This window comes from Sphingopyxis sp., from assembly GCF_036675685.1.
Lineage (GTDB): Bacteria > Pseudomonadota > Alphaproteobacteria > Sphingomonadales > Sphingomonadaceae > Sphingopyxis.
The window spans coordinates 362,272-380,136 of record NZ_JAKFEM010000022.1 but is presented as its reverse complement, the minus strand read 5'-3'; the positions used below and the strand labels follow the sequence as shown (position 1 = coordinate 380,136).

The following is a 17,865-nucleotide window of genomic DNA, read 5'->3' as shown; positions in this document are numbered from 1 at the left end:
TACTAGGGAAGCTCGCTATCCTCGCTGTTGGCAAGAATCGCCAGAGTCGCGGCCCAAACTGTCACATTTTGCCGCAATTGCGCCGGATCTATCTTGTCCAGCGTGTCGTCGGGCGTGTGATGCAGGTCGAAATAACGCGTGCCATCCTGGGCCAGATCGACTGCCGGGACGCCCGCCTGAACGAGCGCGCCGATGTCGGCGCCGCCGTTCGCGGGCTGTTTGCCGCGCGTGACGCCGAAGGGCATCACCGCGGCGGCAATCCGGTCCGAAAGAGCCTTGGCGCTTTCGGGCAGTTTGAAATCGATCCGCCAGACGCGATCGGCGCCGAAGTCTGACTCAAGCGCGACGGCGTGCTTCTCTTTGCCATGCGCGTCGAAATAGGCCTTGCCGCCGAACACGCCGACTTCTTCGGCGCCCGCCCACAGGATGCGGATCGTTCGGCGCGGCTGGCCTGCTGACATCACATGTTTCGCAGCGGCAGTGATGATCGCGCAGCCCGCGGCATCGTCGATCGCGCCGGTGCCGAGGTCCCAGCTGTCGAGGTGGCAGGCGATGATCACCGGGCTGGCGGCGGGGTCGCTGCCGGGCACTTCGGCGATGACATTGCCCGATTGCTTGGTGCCGAGGTTCTGCGGGGTCAGTATGAGCTTCATCTTGAGCAGCGACGCTTTATCGGACCGCACGGGCTGCGGGCGCCGCCACTGCCGGACAAGTTGATCGGCGTCGGGGTTGGAGATCGCACCCGCCGGGATTGGCTTTACACCGGCGTCGAAAGTGGTGACGCCGGTGTGCGGGTTCCGGTGATTGTCGGTGCCGATCGAGCGGATCACGATCGCGATCGCGCCCTTCTTCGCCGCAACATTGGGCCCGGTGAAGCGGCCGCGCCCATAATAGCCATAGCCGCTGCCATCCTGCGTTGGCTGCATCTTGTGATCGATGAAGACGATCTTGCCTTTGACCAGGTGATCGGGAGCCGCGGCGAGGGCATCGAAACTCTCGAAATAGGCGACCTCGCCCTCGATACCCTTCGGCCCTGTTGAAGCGCTGTTGCCGAGCGCCGTGATCGCGAGCTTCTGCGGCAGGAGGGAACTGGTCAACCAAGCCTCTTCGGTGCCGCGCACCCACACGGGCATGTCGAATGCTTCCTCACGTACATTGGCAAAGCCCATCGCCTGTAATCGCCGCGTGGCCCACCACCGCGCCGCCGCTTCGGCCTCGGTTCCCGCCATGCGCGGGCCGATTTCGGTGGTCAGCCCCTCGGTGATCGACCACGCCGGGTCGTCGCCCGTCTGCGCGAGGTCGACCGCGGTCGGCGCTGCAGAGGCTGTGGAGGTGAGGAGGAGGGCCGCGATGCCGGCGAACCGGGTGGGGGTGAACATGATTTTCATGGTCACTGTCCTAGCGGCGCGTCTCCGTTCGCGGCAAGCGCCGATTGCCAAGTTCGCGCCCATTCGCTAACCGGCGCGCAACATCTCTCCCGGCCGCGCCGCGCGGCCCAGCCACTACCGGAGCATTTCCATGGCCGCCCAATATAGTTTCGTGATGAAGGGTCTGTCGAAGACCTATCCCGGCGCGCAAAAGCCGACACTCAAGGATCTCAGCCTGCAATTCTATCCCGATGCCAAGATCGGCATCGTCGGCCCGAACGGCACGGGTAAATCGACGCTGATGAAGATCATGGCGGGTATCGACAAGGAGTTCACCGGCGAAGCGTGGCCGGGTGAGGGCATCACCGTCGGCTATCTGGCGCAGGAGCCGCAGCTCGACCCGACCAAGACCGTCAAGGAAAATGTCATGGACGGCATTCGCCCCGTCGCCGACATGATGGAGCGTTTCAACGAGATCAGCACGCTGATGGCCGATCCGCCCGCCGACGCCGATTTCGACGCTTTGATGGAAGAAATGGGGACGCTCCAGGAAAAGATCGATGCGGTCGACGGCTGGACGCTCGACAACCAGCTCGAAATCGCGATGGAAGCGCTCCGCTGCCCGCCGGGCGACTGGGGCGTCGAAAGTCTTTCGGGCGGTGAGAAGCGCCGCATCGCGCTCACCCGCCTGCTGCTCGAAAAGCCCTCGATCCTGCTGCTCGACGAACCGACCAACCATCTCGACGCCGAAAGCGTCGCGTGGCTCGAAAAGCATCTCGTCGATTATCCGGGCAACGTCATCCTCGTCACCCACGATCGCTATTTCCTCGACAATGTCGTGAACTGGATCCTCGAACTCGATCGCGGCCGCTACTTCGTCTACGAAGGCAACTACTCCACCTACCTCGAAAAGAAGGGCAAGCGCCTCGAGCAGGAATCTCGCGAGGACGCCGGTCGCCAGAAGGCGATCAAGGACGAGCTCGAATGGATCCGGCAGTCGCCAAAAGCCCGTCAGGCCAAGTCGAAGGCGCGTATCAAGAGCTTCGACCAGCTCGTCGAGGCGCAGGAAAAGCGCATCCCCGGCAAGGCGCAGATCGTCATCCAGGTCCCCGAACGCCTCGGCGGCAAGGTGATCGAGGTCGAGGGCATTTCGAAAGCCTATGGCGACAAGCTGCTCTTCGAAGACCTCAGCTTCTCGCTCCCCCCCGGCGGCATCGTCGGCGTGATCGGTCCCAACGGCGCGGGTAAATCGACGCTGTTCAAGCTCATAACCGGGCAGGAGACCCCCGACAACGGCAAGGTGATCATCGGCGACACCGTCCGTCTCGGCTTCGTCGATCAGAGCCGCGACGATTTGAAGCCCGACAATAATGTCTGGCAGGAAATCTCGGGCGGCGCCGAGATGATGAACATCGGCAAGCACGAGATGCAGACGCGCGCCTATGTCGGTGCCTTCAATTTCAAGGGCGTCGACCAGCAGAAAAAGGTCGGCCAGCTCTCGGGCGGCGAACGCAACCGCGTCCATATGGCGAAGATGCTGAAACAGGGCGGCAACGTGCTGCTGCTCGACGAACCGACCAACGATCTCGACACCGAAACCCTCGCCGCGCTCGAAGAAGCGCTCGAGAATTTCGCGGGCTGCGCCGTGGTCATCAGCCACGACCGCTTCTTTCTCGATCGCCTCGCGACGCATATCCTCGCGTTCGAGGGCGACAGCCATGTCGAATGGTTCGAAGGCAATTTCGAATCCTATGAAGAAGACAAGATCCGCCGCCTCGGCGACGACGCGACGCGTCCGCATGCGACGTCGTACAAGAAGCTGACTCGCTGACCGGCATGACGGGGGAGGCGCCAATATCGGAGCCAATCTCCTCGGGCGCGATCCGTTTGGATGCGGACGCGCTCAACGCCTTCATGGCGGAGGCTTTCCCCCATTCGGCGCCGGGTTCGCGCGGGCATGTGGTGTCGGCGGCGCCGGGCTATATCCAGGCGCGGCTCGACCCCAATGAGAATGCGCTGCGCCCCGGCGGGCTGATCTCGGGCCCGACGCAGATGGGTTTTGCCGACATGGCGGCCTATGCGCTCGTCCTCGCGCATATCGGCCCCGTCGCGATGGCGGTGACGAGTGCGCTCAATTACCAGTTCCTGCGCCCGTGCCGCCCCGGACCACTGTTCGCCGACGCGTATATGCTACGCCTCGGCAAGAGGCTCGCGGTGATGGATGTGCGGATCTGGACCGACGATGCCGACAAACCCGTCGGTCAGGCGAACGTAACCTACGCGATTCCCTGATCGAGCCGGCGGAGTGCTCCGTCAGCTATCGATCGGTTGCGGTTGTTATCCGTTTCACAGCGACATCCTCAAAGCAGAGGGTCGCCGAAAACCCTTAGCATTCTCGAATCTCAGCGTATTTTTTGGGCGAAGGATGGACTTATTGCATGAGACTTGCGATCACATCTCGGGCGCCCAAATCGACAATCGCCGATCGCTCGGGGAAATCTTCGGCTTTTGAATGAAATTCATAGGCGATACCGATCCGGGCCGTTAGCTTATAACCGGCGACGCAATATATATCGGAATTCCGCTGCGCGGTCTCGTAGCAAAGCGCGCGATAGCCCGGAATGTCGCTGCGGGTGAAATAGATATATCGATCATCAGCGTAGCGTTGGACACCACTGGACAATGTCATCATGGGCAGGTCAGCAATTCTGACCTTGGCGAATTCGTCCGCCGATAAATCGCGAAATTTGACCCCGTCATATTCCCCCAGCGCATAGAATGAGACTAATGCCGGGTAATTGGACGGGTGATCGTCATGTTCGCGGCGGCATAGATCATACCACCAGCCATAGGGTCTGGCCTCGGAACAGAAGGCAGATTTGCGGGTTGAATAACCCCGGCCGAATCCAATGCTCACGTTGGCGATTCTCATTGGTCCGGCGGCGGTCTCTTTGCAGAATTTACGAGCGTCCGAATCGATTCCGAATGAATAGTCGGATCGATGCTCCCCCCCTTTGACCACGGAAATTGCCGGTGTGAGCGGCAAGGCCAATGGCCCCCCGCCCAAGATAACGGGATGAAGCCGTGCAAAGCACAAGGGAGAAGGCGGGGGCCTACGCGCCTTCATGCTCACCAGTTGCCAGAAGAAGAGGCCGGCCACGATGGGAACGGCAATGAATGTTGCCGGCAAGATGGTGACTGAAGAAACCCAGCGCCGCGAATATTTTCGTGTCCACAGGACAATAGTTGCAGCAAGGAAACCAGATACGACCCCTAGAAACGCGAGAATAATCATTGGGGTGGCGAACATTATGCGAGGCGAGTCCTCGGTGAATATATAGCGCCAAGCCTGCCAGAGCAGGAGCACGGCGCCTGCGCCGGTTAAGAGGAGAAGATGCCATCGCCGCAAAAACGCGAGCAGCAGGAAGCCGATCGCATAGGACATCGAGACTGCGAGATATGGATAAAGCATCATCCGGGTTTCGCCAGACTTAACTGAAGAAGTATTAAGGGGCGGATCTGATTGAGAGTTCTAGGCCGAATTCTTCCACTATTAGTGATTTTTCCTGGGGCCGGGGCGCCTGTTTGGCATGGGCCCACGGTCTAATCAGGCGTATTCGCGTCCCCGTTTTGGTGCCAGCATAAGACCGCTATCGGCATATGAGCTCCCAAGAGACGCCAGTCCGCTCCCCACCCCAAAGCAGCCATACGCGCTACAAAACACGGCTTTCCTACATTATTCCGCTGTGCCAGCATCGCCCCGGTTCTTTGATCTCGTTGAAATTCCGCTCCCCGCTTAAAGCGACAAAGGAGACGTCTTCGACACGCACATGCGTATCCTTTGTCGCCTTAAGGCCACAAAGGACATAGTTTCGATGCGCGCATGCGGGGCTTTTGTGGCTTCAAGCCTCAATATTCCAGCGACGGATACCAGTCGGTGCCGCGTCCGCCGGGCGTCAGGTCGAGGATCGACCATAGGCTGGCGATGTCGGGCGCGTCGCGCGGGTCTTGCCCCGGATCGGCCATCTCGCGCGTCATCTCGCTCTTCCAGAACAGGCGGATGCCGCTGCCGTTGCGCTTGAACACCGCCAGCGCCGGATTTTCGCTGCCGTCGGCGTTGAGCAGGCGGAAATCCTGCACATAATCGTCGCCGACCGTCTGCACGAAATCGAGCGCCTGCCAGCCGCGCTCCTGCGCGAATGCCTTTTGCCGTTCGACCGGGCTTCGGCCCAGGATTTTCAGGGCGACGCGCTGCTTGATGTCGTTGCCATTGCCGTTCACCGCACCCAGCCAGTTGGTGCACATCGGGCAGGGGCGTTCGCGTTCGGGGCCGTACATCCAGAAATAGCTGACCAGCGTGTCATGGTCGCCGAACAGGTCGGCAAGGCCCTGCTCGGTGCCGTTCGCGTCCTTGAAGCGATAATCCTTCATCAGCGGTCCCGGCGGTAGCTGGCGCCGCTGCTCGGCGACGCGCGTCATCCTGCGGCGCAGGTCGATTTCTTCGGCGAGCAGCGATTTTCGGGCCTTGGTGTAATATTCATCCTCGCCGGGAAAGGCGCGGCGGCGGGAAGCAAGCGCCGGCGCAGCCGACAGGGTTTGGCGAAGGGCCATCCAATTCTCCTTTTTGGGAGAACGTACAATCAACGCCATTGTTGCGAAGATGTTTCACGGCTGCTCGCAGCCCTGCGTCGCTTGGTCGCAGCGCGCTCAGGCCGGCGGCACTTCCCACAGGATCAGCTTGGTCGCGTGGACATTCTCGCGCGCCTTCGCGGCGTCGAGCCGCGTCAGCTTCACCCCGCCTTTGAGCGCGCCCATTTCGATCATCGCATCGATCACGACCACACCGCCCGCACCGACATCGATCTCCAGCTCGGCGGGACGCGCGAGTTTTGCCTTGGCGGTGGCGACGTGGAGTTGATGTTTGCCGGGCGCGACGTCGGCCATCAGCATCTGGCCCGATTTGATCTGTCCCTTCGCGCTGCCGTCGAGCGTCACATCCATGCCCTGCAGCGCGGCAACGAAGCCGCGGCGGGTGATATAGATGCGCGCCTTGCCCGCCGGCGCCTGCATCGTCCGCGCATCGGCGGTGGCGGCGGTGTCGGCCTTGACGCCGCCCTTGTTGCTCGACAGCGCCCAGAAACAGAAAATGACGATGCTGCCCATCAGCAGGACAAACAGGATCAGCAAGGTGCCGGGCGACATGGTCTGGGCCAGCGCTGGTCCCATCAAGGCGCCAAAGACGGCCGCCACGAAAATGAGGGTCAGCCACATCGCATTCTTGCTCATATCGCTCTCCTGTTCAGGCCGGGAGGAATTCTCCCGTTGTTTCGTCCATCAGATGCAGAACCCCGTCGCTGATCGCGAAAAAGGCGCCGCGCAGCCTCAAGGTTCCGCGCCGTTCCTTTTCCTGAATGCAGGGAAAAGTCCGGAGATTGTCAAGGCTTACACGCACCGCCGCGAGTTCCATCGCGCGGCCGGCTTCGCGATTGTCGATGTCGGCATGTTCGCTGCGGATCCGCGCGCTGGCATCGTCGAGCATCGCGATCCAGTCGGCGATGAAGCCGCCGCGGCCGGGCTCGGCGCCCTCCATCGAGCGGTGCAGCGCGGCGTGGCAGCCGCCGCACAGGCCATGACCCATGACGACGATTTCCTCGACTTTCAGGAACTGGACCGCAAATTCGAGCGCCGCCGAAACGCCGTGGCGGCCCGGCGTCGTCTCGAACGGCGGCACCAGCGCCGCGACATTGCGGACGACGAAGACTTCGCCCGGGTTGGTGTCGAAAATCTGCGACGGTTCGGATCGGCTGTCCGAGCAGGCTATGATCATGACCTTGGGCGATTGCCCCTCGGCAAGCTGGTCCCAGCGCTCGCGCTGTTGCTGCCAGCCGCCGTTACGGAAACGCCGGTAACCCTCGATCATATCTGCAAAGTGAGTCATGGACGCGCCTTAGCATAGGTAGAGAGGTTGAGAAGAGGCGCGTGCACGACTATGTGGGCGGCATGAACGCTCCCGCACACAAACCGTCCGAACGCACCCGCAAGCCCGACTGGATCCGCGTCAAGGCGCCGACCAGCCCCGGCTACGCCGAAACGCGCAAGCTGATGCGCGAGCTCAATCTCCACACCGTGTGCGAGGAAGCGGCGTGCCCGAACATCGGCGAATGCTGGACGAAAAAGCACGCGACGGTGATGATCCTCGGGGACACCTGCACCCGCGCCTGCGCCTTCTGCAACGTCAAGACGGGCATGCCGCGTGCGGTCGACCTGCTCGAGCCCGAACATACCGCGATCGCGGCGGCGAAGATGGGGCTCAGCCATATCGTCATCACCTCGGTCGATCGCGACGACCTGCCCGATGGCGGCGCGAGCCAGTTCGTCAAGGTCATTCAGGCGCTGCGCCGCGAAACGCCCCAGACGACGATCGAAATCCTGACCCCCGATTTCCGCAACAAGCCCGAAAGCGCGATCGCCGCGATCGTCGATGCGCGCCCCGACGTCTATAACCACAATCTCGAAACCGTCCCGCGGCTTTATCCGACGATCCGGCCCGGCGCGCGCTACTACGCCTCGCTGCGCCTGCTCGAAAGCGTCAAGCGGCGCGATCCGTCGATCTTCACCAAATCGGGCATCATGCTCGGCCTCGGCGAGGAACGGATGGAGGTTCATCAGGTGATGGACGATATGCGCAGCGCCGACATCGATTTCATGACGATGGGCCAGTATCTCCAGCCGACCCCGAAGCATGCCAAGGTGATCGACTTCGTCACTCCGCAGGCGTTCGACGCCTATGCGCAGATCGCGCGCGCCAAGGGGTTCTTGCAGGTCGCATCGTCGCCCTTGACGCGGTCGAGCTATCACGCCGGCGACGATTTCGAACGGATGCGCGCCGCCCGCGAAGCGCAGCTTGCGCGCACCAAGGCGGGCTGACGCCACCCTTGCCGAGGCACCACGAAACCCGCGTCCTGCCGTATAGCGACGAGCAGATGTTCGCGCTCGTCACCGATATCGAGCGTTATCCCGAGTTCCTGCCCTGGGTCGTCGCGCTGCGTATCCGCAGCGACAGCGAGCATGAGGCGGTCGCCGACATGATCGTCGGGTTCAAGGGGCTGCGCGAAAGCTTCTCGTGCCGCGTCCACAAGGAGCGGCCGCGCGAAGTCACCGTCAGCTATATCGACGGGCCGATGCGGCACCTCGGCAACGAATGGCATTTCGCGCCCACTGATGACGGCGGGTGCCGCGTCGACTTCATGGTCGATTTCGCATTCCGCAGCCGGATGTTCGAGGCGCTCGCGGGGCAGATGTTCGACAAGGCGCTGCGCAAGATGATCGCCGCGTTCGAAACCCGCGCCGACGAACTTTACGGCGCGGAGAGGGCGATGTCCTCCGACGGCCGCAGTTCGTCCTTGTCGGGCTGAAGCAGGTCGAGCGCGAACAAGGTCGCATGATGGCGGATCGTCGCGCGATCGGTCGATTCGAACTGGACGCGCTGGGTGAAATAATCGTCGGGATCCTGCCCGCGCAGCGCGCGCGCGAAAACGACCTGGCCGACGGGCTTTTTCTCTGACCCGCCCCCCGGCCCCGCAATGCCCGTGATCGCGACCGCGACGTCGGCGTCGCTGTTCGCCAGCGCGCCCGCCGCCATCGCCCACGCGGTCGCGAGCGAGACTTCGCCAAAGGTTTCGATGATCTCGCTGCTGACGTCGAGCTGCGTCTGCTTGGCATGCCCCGAATAGGTGATGAAGCCAGCGGAAAAGACATCCGAACTTCCGGCAATGTCGGTCAGCGCGGCGCTCACCATGCCGCCGGTGCAGCTCTCGGCGACGGCGACCTTGCGCCCCGCGGCGCGGTTGTTGGCAAGGACGCTTGTGGCAAGATCGTCGCGCACGGTGAGGCGCGATTCATCGTCAGGCAGCACGGTCAATTCTCCGGAAGTTGCAAGGTCGCGACGGCCTGAGCAGATATTCCCTCGCGGCGGCCGGTGAAGCCCAGCCGTTCTGTCGTTGTCGCCTTCACACTAACCCGTTCGAGTGGAATCGCAAGGATTTCGGCAATTCGCGCGCGGATCGCGGCGCGGTGCGGGCCAATCTTCGGCGCTTCGGCGATGATCGTCAGGTCGACATGATCGATGCGCCCGCCGCGCGCCGCCACGCGCTCGGCGGCGAAGCCAAGGAAGCGGTGCGACGCCGCGCCGCGCCATTGCGGGTCGCTGGGCGGGAAATGGTCGCCGATGTCGCCGTCGCCCAGCGCGCCGAGGATCGCATCGGTCAGCGCATGAAGCCCGACGTCGGCATCGCTATGGCCTTCAAGTCCATGACTATGTGCGATTTCTATCCCGCCGATCCACAGCGGCTTGTCGGTGACCAGGCGGTGGACATCATATCCCATGCCGACAGCGGTTCGCATCGTCCCAATCCCCAAGAGCCCCGCAAGGATCGCCATATCCTCGGCATATGTCAGTTTGTGGAGCCGCGCGTCGCCGGGCACCGCCGCGACCGTTACGCCCAGCCGGCGGACCAGTTGCGCGTCATCGGTGGCGGCGGCCTCGACTGCCTCGGCGTGCGCGCGGCGCAACGTGCCAAGACGGAATGCCTGCGGTGTCTGGACGCGCGCCAGCGTGCTGCGGTCGACGACTTCGCCGGCCGAGCCGGCGACCTGCTCGACCAGCGTATCGGGAACCGGCAACGTCGGGATCGCCGCTTCGGCATCGTCGAGCGCCGCGAGCAGGCGATCGATCACCTCCGCGGTCACGCCGGGGCGCGCGGCGTCATGGACAAGGACGCGCGTGTCTTCTGGCCAATCGGCCAGCGCGGCGAGCGCATGGGCGACCGATTGCTGTCGCTCTGCGCCCGGATCGGCAGAAATCCAGCCGTCCGGAAGCTGGCCTGCCGCCGCCATGACGTCAGTATTCGCCACCAGCACGCCGCCGCTGATCGCAGGATGTGCGGCAAAAGCGTCGAGACTCCAGCGCAGCACCGGCTTTCCGCCGAGCATCGCGAGCTGTTTCGGCAGGTCAAAGCCCGTGCGCGCTCCTTGGCCACCCGCGAGCAGCACGACCGCGACGCGCGGGACAGGGGAAGGGGCGGACTCGGTCATCTGCCGCGCCGGTTAGCGCAGCCGCGCCTTGCGGGAAAGCGGCTTAGCGTGTACGGGCTGCTCAAATTTTAGGCAATGTAAACGAAAGCCCCCGCCATGGCGCCGCTGCGGCCCATCCAGATCGGCAATATCGCCATCAACGATCCCGTGATCCTCGCGCCGATGACGGGCGTCACCGACCTGCCGTTCCGCAAGCTCGTCCGTCGCTATGGCTCAGGGCTCAACGTCACCGAGATGATAGCGAGCCAGGCGGCGATCCGCGAAACGCGCCAGTCGATCCAGAAAGCGGCGTGGGATCCGATCGAAGAGCCGGTGTCGATGCAGCTCGTCGGCTGCACGCCTTATGAAATGGGCGAAGCGGCGAAGCTCAACGAAGATCGCGGCGCCGCGATCATCGACATCAACATGGGCTGCCCGGTGCGCAAGGTCACCAATGGCGACGCGGGTTCGGCGCTGATGCGCGACCTGAAGCTCGCGGCTGCCTTGATCGATTCTTGCGTCAAGGCGGTGAAAGTGCCGGTGACCGTCAAGATGCGCATGGGCTGGTGCCACGACAGCCTCAACGCCCCCGAACTCGCGCATATCGCCGAGGATCTGGGCGCGAAACTGATCACGGTCCATGGTCGCACGCGCAATCAGATGTACCGTGGCGAGGCCGACTGGAGCTTCATCCGCACCGTCAAGGATGCGGTATCGATCCCGGTGATCGCCAATGGCGACATCTGCTCGGCGGACGACGCGCGCACCGCGCTGGAGCAGAGCGGCGCCGATGGCGTGATGATCGGCCGCGGCGCTTATGGCCGCCCGTGGTTGCTCGGGCAGGTGATGGCGGCGCTGCGCGGCGAAAGCGTGCGGCCCGATCCGGGCATCGACGAACAATATGACGTCATTACATCGCATTATCGCGCGATGATCGACCATTATGGCGAAATCACCGGGGTCAATATGGCGCGCAAGCACCTCGGCTGGTACGTCAAAAGCCTGCACGGCTCGGCCGAGTTTCGCAACAAGGTCAACCAGATCCCGAACAGCCGCGACGTCCTCGACGCGCTCGAACAATTTTACACGCCGTTCCTGAGCAAGGCGGCGGCGTGACCACGCTCACGTCGAGCATCCCGAGCTTCGACCATGACGAGCTGATCCAGTCGCATCCCGTTCCGACCCTGCTCATCGACGGGGCTGGGGTCGTGCTGTTCGTCAACGCCGCCGCCGAACAGCTCTGCAACGTCAGCCGCTCCGCCATGGTCGGGCGCGTGATCTACGACGTGATCGCGATGGACCGCAGCTATCGCCAGCGGATGAGCGACGCGGCGACGTCGGCGCTCTTTGCCCACCGCGCCGAAATTTCGGTTGGTGGCCGCAAGTCGATCCTCGTCGACATGCAGATGGTGCCTTATGGCGGCACCGGCCACCGCATCCTCGCGCTCGTCCCGGCGCAAAGCGACGCCGAACTGATGGGCGGTGCGATCGGTCGCTCGGGCCGCGCGGCGGGGGCAGCGGCATCGATGCTCGCGCACGAGATCAAGAACCCGCTCGCGGGCATCAAGGGCGCGGCGCAGCTGCTCGCGCGCAAAACCGATGCCGGCGGCGAGCGCTTCACGACACTGATCTGCGCCGAGGTCGACCGGATCGCGACGCTGATCGACCAGATGGAGCATTTCTCGCGCGGGCAGCCGATCACCTGCGGGCCGATCAACCTGTACCAGCCGATCCACCAGGCGATGGAAACCGTGCGCGCACGCCAGTTTCCCGGGGTTCGCTTTGCCGAGGATTTCGACCCGTCGCTCCCGCTGGTGTACGGGAACCATGACGCCATGGTGCAGATATTGCTCAACCTCGTCACCAATGGCTGCGAGGCGCTCGGCGGGCGTGACGATGGCATCGTCCGGATCGCGACCGCCTATCGCCATGGCCTGTCGATCGACAATGGCGACGGGCGCGGACGCATCGCGCTGCCGATCGAGGTCAGCGTCAGCGACAATGGGCCCGGCGTTCCTGTCGACATTCGCGGCGACCTGTTCGACCCGTTCGTGACGACGAAGCGCGAGGGAAGGGGGCTCGGCCTCGCGCTCGTCGCCAAGCTCGCGCGCGACATGGGCGGGACCGTCCAGCATATACGCGACGGCGACTGGACCCGCTTCCGCGTCCATTTGGCGGTGGCAGGCAAGGGACGGGCGGCATGAGCGAAGGCAAGACGATCCTGCTGGTCGAGGATGATCCGGCGATCGCGATGATCATCCGCGAAACGCTGGTCGGCGAATGCGGCGTGTTCGCGTCGGTCGGTAGCATCGCCGAACGCAATGCCTGGCTCGCCGATAACCGGCCCGACCTGGTCATCACCGACGTCGTACTGCCCGACGGCGACGGCATCGATTCGCTACCGGGCGCGGGCGTCGATGCGAATACGCCGGTGATCGTCCTCTCGGCGCAGAACACGCTCGACACCGCGGTGCGCGCGACGGGCATCGGCAGCTACGACTATCTGCCCAAACCCTTCGATCTCGACGAACTGACCGCCAGCGTTCGCGCAGCCTTGCAGCGGCGGCTTGAACCCGCGGCCAGGGCCGACGCTGCCCAGGCCGACAGCCATGGTCTCGTCGGCCGCGCGCCCGCGATGCAGGCGGTGTATCGCACCATCGCGCGGCTCGCCTCGAATGATTTGGCGGTCTTGATCCTCGGCGAATCGGGGACGGGCAAGGAAGTGGTCGCGCGCGCGATCCACGCGACCGGGCTGCGCCGCAGCGGGCCTTTCGTGGCGATCAACATGGCTGCCATTCCGCGCGAACTGATCGAGGCCGAGCTGTTCGGGCACGAAAAAGGCGCCTTTACCGGCGCGCACAGCCGCAACGCGGGGCGCTTCGAACAGGCCGCGGGGGGGACGCTGTTCCTCGACGAGATCGGCGACATGCCGCTTGAGGCGCAGACGCGGCTGCTGCGCGTGCTGCAAAGCAATGAATATTCGACCGTCGGCGGCAATCAGGCGCTGCGCGCCGATGTCCGCGTCATCGCTGCGACGCACCGCGACATGCGCACGCTCGTCGCCGATGGCCGGTTTCGCGAGGATCTCTTCTATCGGCTCAACGTCATCCCGGTGACTTTGCCGCCGCTGCGCGACCGGCGCAGCGACATTGCCGCACTCGTGCGCCATTTTGTCGAGATGGGGCGTGCCTTCGGACTACCCGATCGCCAGTTCGCGCCCGCCGCGATGCAGTGGCTCGAACGCTATGACTGGCCGGGCAATGTCCGCGAGCTCGGCAACGTCGTCCAACGGCTCGCGGTCCTGTCGCGCGACACGGTGGTCACCGCACGCGACGTCGAAACAATACTCCATGAAAATGGCGAGGGCGGCGGCGCCGCCGAGCCCGCCGACGTCATCGCCCGCGCGGTCGACGACTGGGCGCGCGAGCAAATGGCGAGCACCGACGGTGAAGGCGGTATCCACAGTCAGCTCGAAGCGATCGTCGAGGCCGCGCTTTTCCGCCGCGTCCTGCGCGATGTCCGCGGTAACCAGCTCGAGGCGGCGCGACGCCTTGGCATCAACCGCAACACATTGCGCAAGCGGCTCGGACAGCTCGACATCGACCCAACGCACCCCTGATCGGCGAAAATAGTCCCAAAATCGGCTCGATTGGGCGAGGCAGTCGCCTTTTGTGTGTTTTCTATGCAACAGGATTGTCGTAACGCGGCAACAATGGCGCACTCCGCTCCCTTGGCTTTCGACAGCGATTCCGGCGAGCAGGAAGCGCGCTCCGGCTTCTGGCGCTTTGCGGGGCCGGAATATTATACGCTGGCGGTTATCGTCAGTGTCGCCATCGCTACCTATATTTTTGTCACGGGCGATGCGCAGAGCGAGCGGCTGCTGACTCCGGCGGTGGTCGCGGCGATCATGGTCGCCAACCTCGTTCCGGCGATGGCGCTGATCGTGCTGATCGGCAGCCGCGTCGCGCGCGCGCGCGCGGTGCGGTCGATGGCCGGGGGCAATGGCCGCCTTCACGTCCGGCTCGTGGCGCTGTTTTCGCTGATCGCCGCGGCGCCGACGATGCTTGTGGTGATCTTTGCGTCGCTGTTGTTCCAGTTCGGCGTCGACTTCTGGTTCTCCGACCGGTCACGCGGCATGTTCGAAAATGCCGCCGGCCTTGCCGAAGGCTATTATCAGGAAAACCAGCGTGAGGTGGGAGCAAACACCGCCAAGATGGCCGAAGATCTGAGCAATCTTCTGGAACGGACACAAATCGACGATCCGGCTTTTTCTAGCTATTATTTTCAACAGGTTGTTGTCCGGAGTTTAAACGAATCGGCTATCATCGAGGTTGGCGCCGACGGTGTTGCACGCACCGCCGCGGCGATCGATCCCGACAATCGGGTAGTCGAAAATAGGCTGTCGCCGACGATGATCAGCCGTCTGGACGCCGGCGAAGATGTCGTCGTTGTCCGCGAGGCCGACCGGATTCAAGCCGCAACGCGGCTCCCGGGAAGGCAGCGTGCCTATCTCTATGCGGCACGTGACTTTAACGTGCCGGGTTTTCAGCAGTCGGTGCGCGCCGGCAACGTCCTTGCCGATTATAATGCGCTGTTCGAACGCTCGCAGCAGTTGCAGCTGCAGTTCAACGGCGCGCTCTATCTCGGCGCGCTGCTGCTCCTCGCGCTCGCCGTGATCGCGGCGATTGTTGTCGCCGACCGCATCGTTCGCCCGCTCGGCACGCTGATCGGCGCGACGCGTACGGCGGCGGGCGGCGACCTGTCGGTGCGCGTCACCCCGCCGGCGCGCGACGACGAGATTTCGGTGCTCACCCGCGCTTTCAACCGAATGACCGAGCAGCTGGAGGGGCAGACCGGCGCGCTGGTCAGCGTCAACGAACAGCTCGAGGCGCGGCGCAGCTTTATCGAAGCGGTGCTCAGCGGCGTATCGTCGGCGGTGGTGTCGGTCGACGCCGACCACCGCATCCTGCTCGCCAACGCCGCCGCCGAACGCCTGATCTGCCAGTCGGCCGAGTGCCTGACCGGGCGACCGCTCGCCGATGTCGCGCCCGAACTCGCGCGGCTGCTGACCGGCGACGAGCGCGAGGGGGTCGTCCAACTCGCACGCAGCGATGCCGAGCCCGCAACGCTCGCGGCCAAGGCGGTGGCGCAGGGCGACGGATTCGTGCTGAGCTTCGAGGATATTACCCAGCAATTGCTCGATCAGCGGCGCGCGGCCTGGTCCGATGTCGCGCGGCGCATCGCGCACGAGATCAAGAACCCGCTCACTCCGATCCAGCTCGCCGCCGAGCGGCTCCAGCGGCGGTTCGGCGACAAGGTCGAGGGCGACGCCGCGACGTTCAAGAAGCTGACCGACACGGTGATCCGGCAGGTGCACGACATGCGGCGCATGGTCGACGAATTTTCAAGCTTCGCGCGGATGCCCAAGCCGACCTTCGGGGTCGAGGATATTCGCGATATCCTGCGTCAGGCGGTTTTCCTGTTCGAGGTTGCGAAACCCGACATCGCCTTTGCCGTCAAAACTCCGACCGGGATCGAGCCGCTCGTCTGCGACCGCCGGCTGTTGTCACAGGCGCTCACAAACATCGTTAAAAATGCTGTAGAAGCGATTGAAGAACAATCAAAAGTATCGGAGAGTACGCCCATCGGCCATATTCAGGCGGAACTCGATATAACGCCGGGCGGCGCATTGGTAATCCGCGTCGTCGATGACGGCATCGGGCTGCCCGAAGCGCGCGACGCGATCGCCGAACCCTATATGACGACGCGCCAGGGGGGGACGGGGCTCGGCCTCGCAATCGTCAAGAAGATCGTCGAGCAACATTATGGCGAACTGGAATTTTCGGACAATCCGGCGGGGCAGGGGACGTGCGTGACCCTGACGCTCCACCCCGACCGGCTGCGGCCGTTGGCCGGCAAGGGGGAAGACGCAAGCATGGGGCATGGTGAAACGGTTCCGGGACGCATCCGGAACCGGCAGGACAGAGAAGATCATGGCGCTTGATATTCTGATCGTCGACGACGAACGCGACATTTGCGACCTCGTCGCGGGTGTCATGGAAGACGAAGGTTATGAGGCGCGCACCGCCTCGGACAGCGATTCGGCGCTCGAAGCGATTCGCCAGCGGCGGCCGTCGCTCGCGCTGATCGACGTCTGGCTGCAGGGATCGCGGCTCGACGGGCTCGGGCTGGTCGAAGCGATCAAGGCGTTCGACCCGACGCTGCCAATCATCGTCATTTCGGGCCATGGCGGGCTCGACACCGCGGTTGCGGCGATCCGCCGCGGCGCGTTCGATTTCATCGAAAAGCCGTTCGAGGCCTCGCGGCTGCTCCATCTTGTCGCGCGCGCGACCGAAAACGAGCGGCTGAAGTTCGAATATGAGCAGCTGCGCGAAAAGGCCGGGCCGTCGGACGAACTCACGGGCACCAGCGCCGCGATCAACAATGTTCGCGCCACGCTGAAACGCGTGGCGGGGACGGGCAGCCGCGTGCTGATTACCGGCGCGCCGGGTGTAGGCAAGGAAGTTGCCGCGCGCGTGCTGCACGGCTGGAGCGGGCGGCAAACCGCGCCGTTCCGCGTCATTTCGTCGGCGCGCATGGATCCCGAAACCGTCGAGACCGAATTGTTCGGGTCCGAAGCCGACGACGGCGCGATCCGCGTCGGGCTGCTCGAGCAAGCGCATGGCGGCACGCTGTTCCTCGACGAGGTCGCTGACATGCCGCTGACCACGCAGGGCAAGATCTTGCGCGTCCTGACCGACCAGAGCTTCAACCGCGTCGGCGGACGGACGATGATCCGCGTCGATGTGCGCATCATTTCGGGGTCGGCGCGCGACCTGATGACTGAAATCGCCGAGAGCCGCTTTCGCGAGGATCTTTACTACCGGCTCAATGTCGTTCCGGTGCATATCCCGCCGCTGCGCGAACGGCGTGACGATATTGCCAGCCTTTGCGACCATTATGTCCGCCGCTACGCCGCCGATCGCCGCGTCGCGCCGCCCGAGATCAGCGCGGAAGCAATGGCTGCGCTCCAGGCGCACGAATGGCCGGGCAACGTCCGCGAACTGCGCAACGTGATCGAACGCGTGATGATCCTCGCGCCGAGCGACCGGCTCAATCGGATCGACGCCGACATGCTGCCCGCCGAGCTAGTGCGCGGGGGCACCGACATCCTGCCCAATTCGGAATCGATCACCGCGATCCCGCTGAAAGAGGCGCGCGAGAATTTCGAGCGCGAATATCTGCGCATCCAGATCAACCGGTTTTCGGGCAATATTTCGCGCACCGCGACCTTCATCGGAATGGAACGTTCCGCACTACACCGCAAACTGAAACTTTTGGGGCTCACCGAGAGTTCGGACGAGGGGTAGCGGCTTGCGCCCGGGCCTTTCGAAAGAAAGGCTCGCGATTCAGGGATCGAGCGCTT

Annotated in this window: 16 protein-coding genes; 9 read left to right on the top strand and 7 right to left on the bottom strand. The window is 63.9% G+C overall.

What is annotated here, in order from left to right; genetic code table 11:
- Window positions 1-2 precede the first annotated feature (2 nt).
- Window positions 3-1,388 carry a M20/M25/M40 family metallo-hydrolase gene (locus tag V6M50_RS11165; protein WP_332818632.1) on the bottom strand — a complete coding sequence of 462 codons (1,386 nt, stop codon included), beginning with the start codon at window positions 1,386-1,388 and terminating at the stop codon, window positions 3-5.
- A gap of 130 nt (window positions 1,389-1,518) precedes the next feature.
- Between V6M50_RS11165 and ettA the strand changes: the two genes are divergently transcribed.
- Both ettA and V6M50_RS11155 read left to right on the top strand, forming a co-directional pair.
- Window positions 1,519-3,198 carry an energy-dependent translational throttle protein EttA gene (gene ettA, locus V6M50_RS11160; protein WP_332818631.1) on the top strand — a complete coding sequence of 560 codons (1,680 nt, stop codon included), beginning with the start codon at window positions 1,519-1,521 and terminating at the stop codon, window positions 3,196-3,198.
- Between the two features lie 56 nt (window positions 3,199-3,254).
- The gene (locus V6M50_RS11155) at window positions 3,255-3,659 is read left to right on the top strand and encodes a PaaI family thioesterase (RefSeq protein ID WP_332818630.1); all 405 of its coding nucleotides are present in this window, start codon (window positions 3,255-3,257) and stop codon (window positions 3,657-3,659) included.
- A 139-nt stretch (window positions 3,660-3,798) separates the two neighbouring features.
- On the opposite strand, the gene V6M50_RS11150 is transcribed toward V6M50_RS11155, so the two are convergent.
- From V6M50_RS11150 to V6M50_RS11135, 4 genes are all read right to left on the bottom strand, one after another.
- A complete protein-coding gene (locus V6M50_RS11150) occupies window positions 3,799-4,812 on the bottom strand; it encodes a hypothetical protein (RefSeq protein ID WP_332818629.1) in 1,014 nt (337 codons plus the stop codon).
- 464 nt (window positions 4,813-5,276) lie between these two features.
- Window positions 5,277-5,978: a DUF899 family protein gene (locus tag V6M50_RS11145; RefSeq protein WP_332818628.1), complete on the bottom strand. Its 702-nt coding sequence runs from the start codon at window positions 5,976-5,978 to the stop codon at window positions 5,277-5,279.
- A gap of 96 nt (window positions 5,979-6,074) precedes the next feature.
- Complete coding sequence (locus V6M50_RS11140; protein ID WP_332818627.1) at window positions 6,075-6,653, bottom strand: DUF2846 domain-containing protein; 579 nt, start codon at window positions 6,651-6,653, stop codon at window positions 6,075-6,077.
- A gap of 13 nt (window positions 6,654-6,666) precedes the next feature.
- A complete protein-coding gene (locus tag V6M50_RS11135; RefSeq protein WP_332818626.1) occupies window positions 6,667-7,305 on the bottom strand; it encodes a carbonic anhydrase in 639 nt (212 codons plus the stop codon).
- 62 nt (window positions 7,306-7,367) lie between these two features.
- Between V6M50_RS11135 and lipA the strand changes: the two genes are divergently transcribed.
- Together lipA and V6M50_RS11125 are read left to right on the top strand one after the other, a co-directional pair.
- Window positions 7,368-8,294, top strand: a complete 927-nt coding sequence (gene lipA, locus V6M50_RS11130) for a lipoyl synthase (RefSeq protein ID WP_332818625.1) — start codon at window positions 7,368-7,370, stop codon at window positions 8,292-8,294.
- Window positions 8,295-8,302: 8 nt separating this feature from the next.
- Window positions 8,303-8,782, top strand: a complete 480-nt coding sequence (locus tag V6M50_RS11125) for a type II toxin-antitoxin system RatA family toxin (RefSeq protein WP_332818624.1) — start codon at window positions 8,303-8,305, stop codon at window positions 8,780-8,782.
- Here V6M50_RS11125 and V6M50_RS11120 read toward each other — a convergent pair.
- Together V6M50_RS11120 and V6M50_RS11115 are read right to left on the bottom strand one after the other, a co-directional pair.
- Window positions 8,725-9,282, bottom strand: a complete 558-nt coding sequence (locus V6M50_RS11120; protein WP_332818659.1) for a CinA family protein — start codon at window positions 9,280-9,282, stop codon at window positions 8,725-8,727. The genes V6M50_RS11125 and V6M50_RS11120 overlap by 58 nt on opposite strands.
- A 2-nt stretch (window positions 9,283-9,284) precedes the next feature.
- Window positions 9,285-10,460, bottom strand: coding sequence for a bifunctional 2-C-methyl-D-erythritol 4-phosphate cytidylyltransferase/2-C-methyl-D-erythritol 2,4-cyclodiphosphate synthase (locus V6M50_RS11115; RefSeq protein ID WP_332818623.1), 1,176 nt, complete (start codon window positions 10,458-10,460; stop codon window positions 9,285-9,287).
- Between the two features lie 96 nt (window positions 10,461-10,556).
- Here V6M50_RS11115 and dusB point away from each other — a divergent pair, with 96 nt between their 5' ends.
- From dusB to ntrX, 5 genes are all read left to right on the top strand, one after another.
- Window positions 10,557-11,555, top strand: coding sequence for a tRNA dihydrouridine synthase DusB (dusB, locus tag V6M50_RS11110; protein WP_332818622.1), 999 nt, complete (start codon window positions 10,557-10,559; stop codon window positions 11,553-11,555).
- A complete protein-coding gene (locus tag V6M50_RS11105; protein ID WP_332818621.1) occupies window positions 11,552-12,643 on the top strand; it encodes a two-component system sensor histidine kinase NtrB in 1,092 nt (363 codons plus the stop codon). The genes dusB and V6M50_RS11105 overlap by 4 nt, the downstream gene beginning before the upstream one ends.
- On the top strand, window positions 12,640-14,058 hold the full coding sequence (locus V6M50_RS11100; protein WP_332818620.1) for a sigma-54 dependent transcriptional regulator: 1,419 nt from the start codon (window positions 12,640-12,642) through the stop codon (window positions 14,056-14,058). The genes V6M50_RS11105 and V6M50_RS11100 overlap by 4 nt, the downstream gene beginning before the upstream one ends.
- A 93-nt stretch (window positions 14,059-14,151) precedes the next feature.
- Window positions 14,152-16,443, top strand: coding sequence for a sensor histidine kinase (locus tag V6M50_RS11095; RefSeq protein WP_332818619.1), 2,292 nt, complete (start codon window positions 14,152-14,154; stop codon window positions 16,441-16,443).
- The gene (gene ntrX, locus V6M50_RS11090) at window positions 16,433-17,809 is read left to right on the top strand and encodes a nitrogen assimilation response regulator NtrX (protein ID WP_332818618.1); all 1,377 of its coding nucleotides are present in this window, start codon (window positions 16,433-16,435) and stop codon (window positions 17,807-17,809) included. Before V6M50_RS11095 ends, ntrX begins: the two co-directional genes overlap by 11 nt.
- The last annotated feature ends 56 nt before the right edge of the window (window positions 17,810-17,865 follow it).